This is a genomic window from Nitrospirillum amazonense, from assembly GCF_029594735.1.
GTDB classification, from domain to species: domain Bacteria; phylum Pseudomonadota; class Alphaproteobacteria; order Azospirillales; family Azospirillaceae; genus Nitrospirillum; species Nitrospirillum amazonense.
On sequence record NZ_JARPAF010000001.1, the window covers coordinates 1,321,470 to 1,335,912 of the forward strand.

The following is a 14,443-nucleotide window of genomic DNA, read 5'->3' on the forward strand; positions in this document are numbered from 1 at the left end:
GTAGACGAGACTCCCTAATCCAAGCCCCTTCCCAAATCGCCGCCCGACCGCTATAAGCGATTGCGAGTTATTTGCAATACCGGCGGTGGGACGCCGCCCGGGGGATGTGACAGTGACCAGCGTGACCAGAGACCAGGCCGGCGGCGACGCCGTGGCCAGCCAGAGCATTCGTGCGCCCGGTGAAGCGCGCCGGTTGTCGGTGAAGGGCCCGGCGGGCGGCGTCACGGGGCGGTGGGTGGTTTATCAACTGCACTGGCTGCTGGGCATCACGCTGGGCTTTGTGCTGGCCCTGATGGGCATCACCGGCGCCACCATGAGTTTCGAAGACCAGATCATGCGGGCGCTGAGCCCCGGCGTGATCACGGTGGCGCCGCGCGAGGCGCCGGTGCTGGCGCCCGACGCGCTGCTGGCCCGGGTGCGGGAGCAGCGGCCCGACACGCGGGTGGAGGGGGTGTTCCTATCCGCCCGCAAGGATGAGGCGGCGCGCGTGCTGTTCGCCGGCGGCATGGGTGGCAACCGGGGGGAACGCGCCTATGTCGACCCCTATGACGGCACGGTGCTGGGCCGCGCGACGGGGGAGGAGTTCTTCGCCTTCGTCCGCCGGCTGCACCGCTGGCTGGCCCTGCCCGGCAACGGCGACGGCGTCGGCCGGCAGATCACCGGGGCGGCCGTCATGGCCCTGCTGTTCTTCTGCCTCTCGGGCCTGTATCTGCGCTGGCCCCGCCGGCCGCTGGACTGGCGGGCCTGGCTGGCGCTGGACACGGGGGCCAAGGGCCGCGCCTTCCTGTGGTCCTTGCACGCCGTCATCGGCACCTGGGTGCTGCTGGTCTATCTGGTCATCGGCCTGACCGGGCTGTGGTGGTCCTACGACTGGTACCGCGACGCGGCCGTCCAACTACTGACCGGCCAGCCGCTGCCGGCGCACGAAGAGGGCCCGAAAGGCGAGAAGGGCGGCCGGGAACGGGGCAAGATTGAGGCCGGCCCCGTCTCCGTCGATACCGCCTGGGCCGCCTTCCTGGCGCGCGAGGGCGACCATTACGCCATGGCCCTGCTGACCCCGCCGGGCAAGCCGGGCGGCCCCACCCGTGTGCGTTATCGCCCCCTGGGCGCGCCGACGGACCAGGCCTATGACGAGATGGTGTTGGACACCGCCACGGGCGCCGTGACGTCGGAAAGCCATTACAAGGACAAGAAGCTGGGCGCTCAGTTGCTGGCCGGCGTGCTGACCGTGCACCGGGGCACCTATTTCGGCACCGGCGGCGCGGTGGTCTTCATGCTGGCCGCCGGGGCCATGCCCCTTTTCACCATCACCGGCCTGCTGATGTACCTGGACCGCCGTCGCAAGCAAAAGGCGGTGCGCCTGGCCCGGGGCGGTGCCCAGAATGCGGCCATCGCCGCCCTGCCGCCCACCGCCGCCAGCACCACCCTGACCATCGCTTACGCCAGCCAGACGGGCACGGCGGAACAGCTGGCCTGGCGCACGGCCGGCGCGCTGCGCGACGGCGGCCTGGCGCCCGAGGTGCTGCCGCTGGCCAAGCTGGATCCGAAGACCCTGCGCGGCCGCCTGCTGGTGGTGGCCAGCACCTATGGCGAGGGGGAGCCACCGGACGACGCCCGCGCCTTCGCCAGGAAGCGCATGGGCAGCCCCGCCGATCTGGCCGGTGTGGCGTTCGCCGTGCTGGCCCTGGGTGACCGGCAGTATGAGACCTTCTGCGGCTTCGGCCGCGCGTTGGACCGCTGGCTGGGCGACAGCGGCGCCACCCGCCTGTTCGAGCCCGTGCTGGTGGACGACAACAACGCCGAGGCCCTGCACCAGTGGCAGGAGCAGCTGCGGAGCATCGGGGCCGGCACCGCGCCTGACTGGGCGCCGGACGCATACGGCCGCTGGCGCCTGGTGGAGCGCCGGCTGCTGAACCCAGGCAGCCCGGGCGGCCCCGCCTATCACCTGTCGCTGGAGCCCCTGGACCAGCCCCAGCCCCTTTGGACCGCCGGCGACATCGCCCAGATCCTGCCCGGCAACGACGCCAGCGCCCATCACCGCGACTATTCCATCGCCAGCCTGCCCTCCTCCGGCCGCCTGGACCTGCTGGTGCGCCAGCAGACGCGGCCCGACGGCACCTTGGGCCTGGGTTCCGGCTGGCTGACCGCCGGTGTCGCGGTAGGGGATGAGGTGCGCCTGCGCCTGCGGCCCAACCCCAGCTTCCACGCCCCGGCGGCGGCGGTGCCCATGATCCTGATCGGTGCCGGCACCGGCTTGGCCGGCCTGCGCGGCCACCTCAAGCACCGCCAAATGCTGCGCCAGTGCGACGCCTGGCTGCTGTTCGGGGAGCGACATGCCGCCACCGACGCCTGGCATGCTGAGGAGATCGCTGCCTGGCAGGCGGACGGCACGCTGGCGCGCGTGGACCTGGTCTATTCCCGTGACGGCCAGGGCTATGTCCAGGACCGCCTGGCGGCCCTTGGCGACACGGTGCGCGAATGGGTGGATCGGGGCGCCGTCCTCTATGTCTGCGGCAGCCTGGAAGGCATGGCCCCAGGCGTCGACCAGGCGCTGGAGACCATCCTGGGCCGCGACCGCCTGGACGCGCTGACGGCCGAGGGGCGCTATCGCCGGGATGTGTACTGATACCTGCGCGCGATTACGTCGCGCGCACGACTAACCTAGTCGGCAGGATCAGCGAGTCCGGATGCTCGCCATTGATCAGCGCCAGCACGGCCTGCGCCAGCCGTACCCCGCCCTCCGTCCAGTCCTGGTGCACCGAGGTCAGGGCCGGCGTGTGGAAGGCGGCCATGGGGGTGTCGTCGTAGCCGATGACGGACACGTCGTCCGGCACGGTCAGCTTCGCCTCTGTCAGGGCGCGCATGGCGCCCAGCGCGATGGCATCGCTGCAGGCAAAGATGCCATCGAATCCACCTGGCGTATCGGTCAACAGGCCCCGCACCGCCGCCACGCCGGCGTTGAAGGTGAAGTCGCACGGCGCCAGCGCCACCAGCACCGCCCCGGCCGACGCCAGGGTTTCGGTGAAGCCGTGCAGGCGCTCGGCATTCTCGCGGTGACGGGTGTCGCCCAGGAAGACCAGGCGGCGGCGGCCGGTCTCGATCAAGCGGGCGGCAGCCAGCGCCCCGCCCTGGTGATTGTCGCTGCCCACGAAGACGGGATCCACACCCGGCTGGGGGGCGCCCCACACCACCAGCGGCACGCCCATGGGCAGCAGCTGGCGCACGGCCGTGTCGTCGGCGCCCTGGCCCAGCAGGATTGCGCCGTCGGCCGCCTGCACGGCGGCGGCCGGCTGCGACTGCCCCGTGGTCAGCAGCACGTTGTAACCGGCCGTGGTCAGTTCCTGGCAGATGCCGCCCAGCAGATCCAAGGGAAAGGGACCGGACATGGGGCGTTCCGGCGTGGGTTTCATGTCCACCACCACGGCGATGGTGTGGCTGCGCTGCAGGCGCAGGTTCCGCGCCGTGGCGTTGAAGCGGTAGCCCATTTCCCGCGCCAGGTCCTGGATGCGGCGGCGCGTGTCCTCACGCACGGACGGGCTGTCCCGCAGGGCGCGGGACACGGTGATGATGGACACCTGCGCCCGTTCCGCCAGGTCGGCCATGGTCAGGCGCGCGGCGTCACCGGGGACAGCATCCGCCATTAAGGACGAGGCCGCCGGGCGGCTGGACTTGGCGGGGCGCGGGCTCATCAGCGGGTCCGAAACGAGAAAGAAAGCCGGGAAGAAGGAACATCCCCATAAACGGACATTCCGGGTGATGACTGTTTCATAAACCCACTGTGCTTGCCAGACGAGGCCTTGCCAAGCGCGGGCTGGTCCTGCCCGGCGGCGGTATCGAGTCGCCGTCCAGTCCCATATGCGGATAGACGTTCCGCCCGGCCCAATCCCCTATCCTCCCTCTTTCCGCAGGTGGACCCGCGCCCATTCCCGGCCAGGGTCTACGCTTGTTCCACAGCCCAGCCCTAGCATTGAATGACATCGATAACAATAGTAACGGCCCACCTTACCCCGCATGAGGGAAGGAGGACGATACTGATATGCCAAGAGTTTGAAGGAAACGCGACACATCCAGGATTTATGCTGCGTCTGCGAAGTGCAGGCGCAGCAATATTGGCCCCGTCCACGCCCCTGGTGTTGCGCCGTTGCATCGCCCACCGCCCTCGTGAATTCCAAATGACATCGATGTCTTGTTATCGATGTCATTCGATGTTATCGATGGCCCCATTCAAGCAGGGGTGGTAGGCGACCCAACCAGGGCGTGCCATCCCGATAAGAAGCCTTGGGTCAGGGCGCGACGGGGCGAGCCAGTCCAAGTCACGATCACCACCAAGACATAAGGGGAGGGAAGAATGTCACATCCTCACAGGATAGGTGCGTTGTTGGGCGGCGTCGCGTTGGCCGCCCTGCTGATGCCGGCCGTGGGCTTGGCGCAAACGGCGGCCACCACGGCCACAAACACCGCACCGGCGCCGCAGGCCGCCGGCGCCGTGGACGAGCTTCAGGAAATCATCGTCACCGGCACCGCGCGCAGCGACGGCATGAAGAAGCTGGACGCCAGCTTCGCCATCAGCACCATCAAGGCCGAGGACATCGTCGCCCAGCAGCCCAACGGCACCGCCGACCTGCTGAAGCTGACGCCGGGCCTGTGGGTGGAATCCACCAGCGGCACGGCCGGCCCCAACATCGACGTGCGCGGTTTCCCGGGCGGCGGCGACGCGCCCTTCATCACCATGCAGATCGACGGCTCGCCCATCTACCCGGCACCCACGCTGTCCTTCATGGACAACTCCACCCTCATCCGCCTGGACGACACGGTGGAGCGGGTGGAGGTGCTGCGCGGCGGTCCGGCCACCGTCTTCTCCAACGCCCAGCCGGGCGCCACGGTCAACTTCATCCAGCGCAAGGGCACGGACACCCCCGAGGGCAGCATCCGCCTGACCGTGGGTGACGAGGGTCTGTACCGCGTCGACACCTACTACGGCGGCCCCATCACCAAGGACCTAAACTTCATGGTCGGCGGCTTCTACCGCTACAATGAGGGCATCCGCAGCACCCAGTTCCCTGCCGATGACGGCGGGCAGGTAGTGGCCAACATCACCAAGAAGTTCGAGAATGGCGAGTTCACGTTCTACGGCCGCCGCACGGACGACAAGAACGCCTTCTACACGGCCATCCCGCTGGTCAGCAGCAACGGCGGCAAGAACATCTCGGCCTTCCCTGGCACCGATCCGGGCACCTTCAGCCTGTACAGCAACGACGTCCGCAACGTCACCATCGAGACCGGCCCCGGCCAGTCCAAGAACGTGGACATCGGCGACGGCCGCGGCATCCAGCTGACCACCCTGGGCAACACCCTGGATTTGGACCTGAAGGGCTGGCAGCTCAGCAACAAGATGAACTTCGTCACCGGCCGGGCCTTCACCCAGTCGGAATTCACGGGCTCCAACCCCGAGACGCTGGGCCAGTTCATCAGCGACACCGTGACCTCGGCCAACGCCAACGCCGCCGTGGTGGCGGCGGCCGGCGGCATCGCCACCGGCGGCTCGGCCAAGATCGTCGGCTCGGGCGCCGCCCTGACCAACATGAACCAGCAGGTCATCGCCGTGGGCATGTGGTCGGTGGACAAGCGCATCCAGTCCTTCACCGACGACGCCCGCCTCAGCCATGAGCTGTTCCCCGGCAATACCCTGACGGTGGGCGCCTACTTCGCCCAGTATTCGTCCAAGGACCAGTGGTACCTGGGCAACAACTACCTGCTGACCATGCAGAACCACCCGCAGGCGGTGGACGTGGTGCTGAACAACGGCGCCAAGGCCTCGCGCGGCGGCCTGACCTCCGGTTCCTTCTACGCGCTGGACGCCAGCTACGACGGCACCGCCGTGGCGGGCTTCATCTCCGACGAATGGAAGATCACGCCGGACCTGCGCCTGGACGCCGGTTTCCGCATGGAACACCAGAGCATCAACGGCACCATCAGCAACGACAGCACCGGCGACCTGGATAACAACCCGCTGACGCTGTACGACAACGCCGCCAGCTACACCAACGGCACCTACTACGGCGTCAGTTCCCACCGGACGGAGCCGTCGTGGACCGTCGGCGCCAACTACTACCTGACCGACGACGTCAGCGTGTACGCCCGCGTCAACAGCGGCCACGAGTTCCCGCAGTTCGACGCCCTGCGCGGCGGCGACTACCAGATGGTCAACATCCGGCAGCAGGAAGTGGGCCTGAAGACGTCGTCACACTATTACAGCGCCTACGTCACCGGCTTCCACAACACCTTCTCCGGCCTCTTGTACCAGGCCGAGGTGGTGAACCCCGACGGCAGCGGCAGCCTGATCAACGAGATCTATGGATCGGAAGCCTGGGGTGCGGAGTTTGAACTGGCGGTGCGGCCCGTCACCAACCTGACGGTCAGCTTCCGCGGCACCTATCTGGATGCCAAGTACCAGGACAACCCCACTTTCAACGGCGACCAGGTGCTGCGCCAGCCCAAGTTCCAGTTCTCCATCGCGCCGTCGTACGAGATCCCGCTGGACTGGGCCAGCCTGCGCCTGTTTGGCACCTACACCCATGTGGGCGACCGCTACGGCGACCCGAACAACCAGCAGCCGCTGCCGGCCTACGACACCCTGGACCTGGGCGTCTCGGCCGAGTTCGACCGCTACACCGTCCAGCTGACCGGCACCAACCTGACGGACGAGTTGGGCATCACCGAGGGCAACGCCCGCGTGGTCGGGTCCGGCACCAGCAGCAGTGGCGTCTTCCTGGGCCGCCCGCTGTTCGGCCGGTCCATCCACCTGAGTGCCGCGGCCAAGTTCTGACCGCGGATTGATTAGGGGCGCCGTCCGCGGCGGCCCCCTCCGGTACGGGGCCGTCGCCCCGAAGACGGCCTCTGGGGATGGGCGGGCATTGCCCCGATCTTTGCCCGCCCATCCTCCTTTTCCATTCGGCTCCTTTTCCTTCGGCCTACAGTGAAGGTGACCATCCCGTGTCCAGCGCCGCCTCCCTCACCTCCGCCCCCCCCGGCCCGCCCGCGTTGACGGAAACCGACATCCCGGCCCGGCTGGATCGCCTGCCCTGGGGCCGGTTCCACAGCCTGGTGGTGGCCGCACTGGGCATCACCTGGGTGCTGGACGGGCTGGAGGTCACGCTGGCAGGTGCCGTCGCCGGCGCCATGAAGGAAAGCCCGTCGCTGGCGCTGAATAACGCCCAGGTTTCGGCCGCCAGCAGCGCCTATCTCATCGGCTGCGTGCTGGGCGGCCTGTTCTTCGGCTGGCTGACCGACAGGCTGGGCCGCAAGAAGCTGTTCAGCATCACCCTGCTGGTCTACCTGACCGCCACCGCCGCCACCGCCTTCAGCTGGGATTTCACCAGCCTGCTTCTGTTCCGCTTCATCACCGGGGCCGGCATCGGCGGCGAATACGTGGCCATCAATTCCACCATCCAGGAACTGATTCCCGCCCGCGCGCGCGGCTGGGTTACCCTGGTCATCAACGGCAGCTACTGGCTGGGTGCCGCCCTGGGCGCCATCGGCGCCGTCGTCCTGCTTGATCCGGGCTTGCTGGGGCCGGACATGGGCTGGCGCGCCAGCTTCTTCACCGGCGCCGTGCTGGGCCTGTTCATCCTGCTGCTGCGCCGCGCCATCCCGGAAAGCCCGCGCTGGCTGATGACCCATGGCCGCGTGCCGGAGGGTGAGGCCATCGTCGCCCGCATCGAGGCCGGCATCCAGGCCCAGGGCCTGACCCTGCCTCCCGCCGGCCCGCCGGTGCGCCTGCGTGAGCTGCGGACGGTATCAACCGCCGCCGTGGCCCGGTCGCTGCTGCGCGATTACGGCCGGCGCACGGTACTGGGCCTGTCGCTGATGACGGCCCAGGCCTTCTTCTACAACGCCATCTTCTTCACCGAGGCCCTGGTCCTGACCTCGTTCTTCGACGTGCCATCCAGTTCCGTGGGCTGGTACATCCTGCCCTTCGCGGCCGGCAACTTCCTGGGCCCCCTGATCATCGGCCGCTTCTTCGACACCATCGGCCGCGTGCCCATGATCGCCGGCACCTACGCCCTGTCGGGTGTGCTGCTGATCGGCACCGGCATCCTGTTCCAGCAGGGCCTGCTGACCGCCACCACCATCACGCTGGCGTGGAGCGTCATCTTCTTCTTCGCCTCGGCCGCCGCCAGCTCCGCCTACCTGACGGTCAGCGAATGCTTCCCGTTGGAGATCCGCGCCGTCGCCATCTCGCTGTTCTTCGCCTTCGGCACCGGCCTGGGCGGTGTCTGCGGCCCACTGGTGTTCGGCGCCCTGATCGACACCGGCTCCCGCACCAACGTGCTGTGGGGCTACGTCCTGGGCGCCGGCCTGATGATCGCCGCCGCCATCGCCGAACTGGTGCTGGGTGTGAAGGCGGAGGGCCGGTCGCTGGAAGACGTGGCTGCCCCGCTGTCTTCCACCCCGCACAGCTGAACCATCCCTGCCGGAGGGAACCCAGGCCCCCTTGCCCGGGTTACCCCCCAGGCCACCTGCAGATCGAAACCCCGCAGATCGAAACCACGTGGATCGCCCGTGACAGCCTCGCTCCCCCCCTTCCCCGCCATTCCGTCCGCCACCGATCCCTGGGTGGTCATTGCCCAGGGCGACAGCCCGGCGGCACTGAAATGCACCGAATCCCTGTTCACGCTCGGCAACGGCTTCATCGGCGTGCGCGGCGGCGTCGAGGAGGATGCACGCTCCACCGCGCCCGTCGTGCATCTGAACGGCGTCTATGAGATCACGCCCATCACCTATCACGAGAAGGCGCCGGGCTTCGCTGAGGCCAGCGACACCCGCATCCCGGTGCCGGACGGCACCCTGATCGGCCTGACCGTGGAAGGCGAACCGCTGGATCTGGCCACCGGCACCGTACTGGAGCATCACCGCTGGCTGGACCTGCGCACCGGTGTGCTGCACCGCGCCCTGCGCTGGCGCTCGCCTGCCGGCCGTACCCTGCGGCTGGCGACCGAGCGCCTGGTGGTGGAGGATCACCCCGGCCCCGTGGTCATTCAGTACCAGGTGACGGCGGAAGACTTCACTGCCGAGGTGGTCGTGGATTCGTGCCTGGCCCCGCACCAGCCGCCCTCGGGGGACGAGAGCGGCGTGCATGACCCCCGCGTGGGCCCGCAGCTGGCGGCCCTGGCCTTCCGCCGCTGGATCGAGGAAGACGGCAGCGACGGCATGGTGCTGCGCACCGGCCGCAGCCGCCAGGGCGTGGCCGTGGCCATGACCCATGGCGTGACCGTCACCGGCGACGCCCCCATCCTGACGGCCAGCATCCGCGACCAGGGCATCGTCAGCCACACCGTGCGCACGACCCTAACGCCGGGATCCGTGCTGACCCTGGTGAAGTGCGTGGCCTATGCCGCCGACAAGGGCGTTGACGGCACCCCCGCCGATGACGAGGCGCTGGCCCGCGCCGCCGTGGCCGCCCTGGCCCGAGCCAACGCCATCGGCCTGCCCGCGCTGCGCCAGGCGCGCACCCAGGCGCTTCAGGATTTCTGGCTGTCGTCCGACCTTGACATAGAGGGCGCGCCGGAGCTGGAGCGCGCCGTGCGTTTCAACCTGTTCCAGCTGCTGCAGGGGGCGGGGCGCGATGGCCTCACCTCCGTCGGCGCCAAGGGGCAGAGCGGCGAGGGCTATGAGGGGCATTACTTCTGGGACGCCGAGATCTTCGCCCTGCCGGTGCTGGTCTACACCCGGCCGGCCGTAGCCCGCGCCATCCTGGAATACCGGCACCGCACCCTGGACGGCGCCCGCGCCCACGCGCGCGCGATGGGCCATCGCAAGGGCGCCCTATACCCTTGGCGCACCATCGGCGGCGCCGAATGCTCCGCCTATTTCCCGGCGGGTTCGGCGCAATACCACATCAACGCCGACATCGCCCACGCCGTGCGCCAATACATGGACGCCAGCGGCGACGACGATTTCCTGGTGCGCCACGGCGCCGAAATCCTGTTCGAGACGGCGCGCCTGTGGCTGGACATGGGGCATTACAACCCCCGCCGCGGCGGCCGCTTCTGCATCCATGAAGTGACCGGGCCGGACGAATACACGGCCATGGTGGACAACAACCTCTACACCAACGCCATGGCCCAGGCGCATCTGGAGTATGCGGCCGAGGTGGCGGCCCGCCTGGGCCGGGAGAAGCCGGAGGCCCTAGCCCGCATCGCTGCCGCCATCGGCCTGGGCGCGGAGGAGCCGGAGGGCTGGCGCCAGGCGGCGGAGGCCATGTACCTGCCCCATGACGAGGCCAGCGGCATTTACCCGCAGGACGACAGCTTCCTGGACAAGAAACCCTGGGATTTCGCCGGCACGCCCGCCGACCACCATCCCCTGCTGATGCACTACCATCCCCTGGTGCTGTACCGCCACCAGGTGTGCAAGCAGGCGGACGCGGTACTGGCCTTCTGCTTGCTGCCCCACCGCTTCGAGCCGGAAGCCATGCGCCGGTCCTTCGCCTTCTATGAGGCGGTGACGGTGCATGACAGCACCCTGTCGGCGGGTGTGTTCGCCCTGCTGGCAGCGCGGCTGGGCCAGATGGACAAGGCGCTGGCCTATTTCAACGATACCGCCCTGGTCGATCTGGACGACCTGCACCGCAACACCGGCCATGGCCTGCACATGGCGGCCATGGCCGGCAGTTGGATGGCCCTGGTCCAGGGCTTCGCGGGGCTGCACGCCCTGGGCGGCACCCTGCGCTTCAGCCCCACCCTGCCCCCGGGCTGGACCGGATACCGCTTCCGCCTGGAGTTCCAGGGCAACCGGGTGGAGGTGGCCGTCGGTTGCGACGCCGCAACCACCTATCGCCTGCTGGCCGGCCCCGGCCTGGCGCTGAGCCATCACGGTCAGGTCGTGCACCTGACGCCAACCACCCCGGAACAGATGGCCCCGGAACAGATGGCCCCGGAACAGGTGATGGAGGGCGCCCGCGATGCCACGCTTTGATGCCGTGCTGTTCGACCTGGATGGGGTGCTGGCCGACACCGCCCACATCCATTTCGCCGCCTGGCGCCGCCTGGGGGAGGAACTTGGCATCCACCTCGAACCGGCCTTCGAGGAGAAGCTGAAGGGCGTGGACCGCATGGGGTCGCTGGAGTTGATCCTGGCCCATGGCCGTGTGGAGCGCACGGCGGAGGAAAAGCGGGTGCTGGCCGAGCGCAAGAACGGCTATTACACAGCCGCCATTGCCGAGCAGACGCCCGACGACCTGTTGCCCGGCGCCCGCCGCGTGCTGGAGGAGGTGCGGGCCGCCGGGCTGAAGATCGCGCTCGCCTCCGCCAGCCGCAACGCCCCGCCCCTGCTGCGACAGCTGGGCATCGCCCCATTGATCGACGCCATCGCCGACCCGGCGGCGGTCAAGGCGCCCAAGCCGGCGCCCGACCTGTTCCTGGAGGCGGCACGCCTGGTGGGCGCCGCACCAGAACGCTGCCTGGGCATCGAGGATTCGGTGGCCGGCATCATCAGCATCAAGGACGCTGGCATGGTCGCCGTCGGCATCGGCGACCCCACCGTGCTGACCCGGGCCGACTATGTCGTGCCCACGACCGAGCAGTTCCACATCGGCGATTTCCTGTAACGTGCCGGGCCATCCTTACGCCCCGGGGGCATTTCCCCCGAGGCGTAAGGGTATCCGTTCCCGCATATCCCTCCCGACCCGGCACGGACGGCGCCGCCGCCTGGCTTTTGGGTAAGGTCAGGCGACCGGTTCCGGCATCCGGCCCGCCGCCTGGGCGTGATGGAAGTAGGAACGCCCCCAGGAGGTGCGGATTTCCTCATGCCGGGGGGCGCGGTCGAAGCCCGGCTGGCGCAACGGCAGGGCCAACAGTTCGTCGCCCTCGCGCAGCAGCAGGTCCAACGCCTCCAGCTCCGCCACCGCCGCCGAAACGGCGGCCTCGCCAAAGCGGGGTGCCAAGGTCTTCAGCAGCGGGCCGGCACCCTGGATTTCGGCGCAGGCATCCAGCACCGCCGCGGCGACGGCAGTCAGCGCGTGTCGCCGGGGGGTGGCACCCCGGCCATCCTCCACCACCGCCGTGCCGTCATTGGCCGGCGTCAGGGTCAACGTCGCGTCGCCCCGGCGCCATAGGTCCAGCTGAACGGCGAGGGCGGCATGACCAGCCGCCAGATCCTCGTCCGGCCGCGCGGGCGTCATGTCGAAGTGATAGGCCAGGCGCGCGATGCCGTCCTCGTCGTGCGGGAATATGTGGCTGTAGCCGGGCACGGGACGGATGGTGACGCCGAAGGCCGCCGGGGTGTTGAAGTAAGGACTGAAGCGGTCGGCGCGCACCCGGTGGAAGCCGCCGGGCGGATGCAGGTGGGTGATCTTGGGCACCACCGCCGCGGCGGCATGGTAATGGGCCGCCGTCTCCCCCGGGAAGCCATAGAGGTGAGACCAGTCCACCAACACGCCCGCCTCCGCCGCCAGGCGCAGGGTCTGAACGTTGCGCAACAGGGTGGTTCCCTTGCGCATCAGGGCCAGCACCGGGGTGCTGAGCGATTCCACACCCGGTTGGATCTTGCGCACCCCCGCCTGCCCCAGCAGGGCCAGCTGGGCCGCGCGCAGGTTGGCCTTGACCTCGTAATGCAGCAGCAGCGGCCGGTCCAGCGCCGCCAGGCGGGGCAGGAAGTCGCCGAAGTAGCGGCTGTCCAGAATGTTGTCGACCACCATGATCTCACGCCCATAGCGGTCGGCCACCTCTGTCAGCTCGGCATAGGCGCGATCCTGGCTTTTGCTGCGATAGGCCATGCCCAGGCCGTTCAGGCCGCAGAAGGTGCAGTGGTGTTTCTGCCCCCACCAGCAGCCCCGGGCGCTTTCGAACAGGGGGAAGGCCGGGAAACGGTCAGCCACCGCCGGCAGGCGCGCCCGGTCGGCATAGAAATCGGCATAGTCCAGGGGCGGCAGGCTGTCCATGTCGGTGACCATGCCGGCGGGCACGGTGGCCGGAAGGGTCGTCCCATCGGCGGCGCGGATGGTGGTGCCGGGCAAGCCGGCCAGATCCAGCCCCGCCGCGTGGCGACGCACCAGCTCGGGCAGCACCTCCTCCGCCTCGCCGCCTACGACAACGTCGATGAAGGGATAGCGGCGGTGCAGCTCCACCCCCATCTCGTCGCTGCAATTGGCACCGCCGAAGACGATCAGGATGTGGGGATGCGCCGCCTTGATCCGCCGCGCCAGCGCCAGCGAGGCCATGGTCTGCTGGAAGGAGGTGGAGAAGCCCACGACGGCATAGCGCGACCAGTCGACCAGGCCGAAGCAATGCTCGATGAAGCCCGCCGCCTTGTTGCGGGCCGCCAGAATGCCCATTAGCCGCTGCGGTCCGAAATAGCGGCCGTATTCCCCGGTCAATAGGCCGTTCAGGAAGGTGAACGGCTCCCCCTCCGGCGCGCCCCCCTCTGGCGTGCCATGGGCGGCGCCGGCGAACACCCAGTCCCCCACCATGGCCAGGAAATAGCGGCTGTCCTCCACTGCGGCATAGACGTCGAAGCCGATATAGTCGGCGAAATCCAGGTAGAAATGGCGGATGTCCGCCGCCACGCCTTGGCGGGCCAGCGCCCCCTTCAGCAGGGACAGGCCAATGACGGGATAATGCAGGGCGGCGACGGGCATGGCCACCAGCAGGGTGCGGCCGTCACCGGCCTTCATCATTCCCGATCCATCGGCCATGCGCGTGCCTTGAAATTCCTCAGAACAAGCGATGCGTCCTACTGAGTTTCTCACTAGGGCGCGTCGCCCATGATCAAATCAGTACCAGACACTGGGAATCGGAAGGTTCGCAGCGGGCAGCATTTCCTCATCTTGAATGTCGCGCTCTTTAAGAGCACGGAGGAAAGCTTCGCTCGCCTCGGAAGCAGAGAGGCCGAAGGCTACCAAATTTTGCTCAATATCAGCAACGATCTGCGACATAGAAGTATCTCCCGATCTTTTGGTTTACTGGATGTGAGCAAACAAGAACCCCAAACCACAGGTGGGTTCATCTGAATACTAACGTCAATTATGCTAATATATTAAGGATGGGGCCCGCCACTTAGAGCGGGCCCTTATCTTTAGGACTGTCAGAACCAGGAATTGGGCAGCGGATTGGCCGCGAAGAAGCCCTCGATATCGCTGGCGGCATCGCTGAAAGGCTGGTTGCCCAGCTTGGCGAAGAAAGCCAGGGCTTCGGGCGAGGCCTTGAAGCCAAGGGTGGCAAGCGTTCCCGGAATGTCAGCCAGGAACTGCTTACGGAAACCGGGCTCCAACAGCGCCCGTCCCAGGACCTTTTGCACATCCTCGGGAGACATTTCACGTAAAAATTGCGTCATTTTCCCCTCATCTTTCACGCACAAGGCAAATTATTGCGCATCTTATACCATGCCCCATGCGAAACATAGCTCTTAATGAGTGTCAAACATCAGTATAGCACCCTCATAGAGG

The 14,443-nt window shown here is 68.0% G+C and carries 9 protein-coding genes; 5 read left to right on the forward strand and 4 right to left on the reverse strand.

The window, feature by feature from the left end:
- The first annotated feature begins 112 nt into the window (after positions 1-112).
- The gene (locus P5F91_RS05350; RefSeq protein ID WP_277906725.1) at positions 113-2,626 is read left to right on the forward strand and encodes a sulfite reductase flavoprotein subunit alpha; all 2,514 of its coding nucleotides are present in this window, start codon (positions 113-115) and stop codon (positions 2,624-2,626) included.
- Between the two features lie 13 nt (positions 2,627-2,639).
- Here P5F91_RS05350 and P5F91_RS05355 read toward each other — a convergent pair whose 3' ends face one another.
- Positions 2,640-3,689 carry a LacI family DNA-binding transcriptional regulator gene (locus P5F91_RS05355; protein ID WP_211107120.1) on the reverse strand — a complete coding sequence of 350 codons (1,050 nt, stop codon included), beginning with the start codon at positions 3,687-3,689 and terminating at the stop codon, positions 2,640-2,642.
- A gap of 689 nt (positions 3,690-4,378) precedes the next feature.
- On the opposite strand from P5F91_RS05355, the gene P5F91_RS05360 reads away from it, so the two are divergent.
- The 4 genes from P5F91_RS05360 to pgmB all read left to right on the forward strand — a co-directional run bounded on the left by P5F91_RS05360 (position 4,379) and on the right by pgmB (position 11,608).
- Positions 4,379-6,826, forward strand: a complete 2,448-nt coding sequence (locus P5F91_RS05360; RefSeq protein WP_277906726.1) for a TonB-dependent receptor — start codon at positions 4,379-4,381, stop codon at positions 6,824-6,826.
- Between the two features lie 167 nt (positions 6,827-6,993).
- Positions 6,994-8,463, forward strand: coding sequence for an MFS transporter (locus tag P5F91_RS05365; RefSeq protein WP_244410983.1), 1,470 nt, complete (start codon positions 6,994-6,996; stop codon positions 8,461-8,463).
- 99 nt (positions 8,464-8,562) lie between these two features.
- A complete protein-coding gene (locus tag P5F91_RS05370; protein WP_277906728.1) occupies positions 8,563-10,977 on the forward strand; it encodes a glycoside hydrolase family 65 protein in 2,415 nt (804 codons plus the stop codon).
- Positions 10,964-11,608 (forward strand): beta-phosphoglucomutase, encoded by a 645-nt coding sequence (pgmB, locus tag P5F91_RS05375; RefSeq protein ID WP_277906729.1) that lies wholly within the window; start codon positions 10,964-10,966, stop codon positions 11,606-11,608. Before P5F91_RS05370 ends, pgmB begins: the two co-directional genes overlap by 14 nt.
- A 117-nt stretch (positions 11,609-11,725) precedes the next feature.
- Here pgmB and P5F91_RS05380 read toward each other — a convergent pair whose 3' ends face one another.
- From P5F91_RS05380 to P5F91_RS05390, 3 genes are all read right to left on the reverse strand, one after another.
- Positions 11,726-13,675, reverse strand: coding sequence for a RiPP maturation radical SAM C-methyltransferase (locus tag P5F91_RS05380; RefSeq protein WP_277906730.1), 1,950 nt, complete (start codon positions 13,673-13,675; stop codon positions 11,726-11,728).
- A 96-nt stretch (positions 13,676-13,771) separates the two neighbouring features.
- Positions 13,772-13,933: a hypothetical protein gene (locus tag P5F91_RS05385; protein ID WP_186454936.1), complete on the reverse strand. Its 162-nt coding sequence runs from the start codon at positions 13,931-13,933 to the stop codon at positions 13,772-13,774.
- A gap of 149 nt (positions 13,934-14,082) precedes the next feature.
- Positions 14,083-14,349, reverse strand: a complete 267-nt coding sequence (locus P5F91_RS05390) for an Os1348 family NHLP clan protein (RefSeq protein WP_145612962.1) — start codon at positions 14,347-14,349, stop codon at positions 14,083-14,085.
- Between the last annotated feature and the right edge of the window lie 94 nt (positions 14,350-14,443).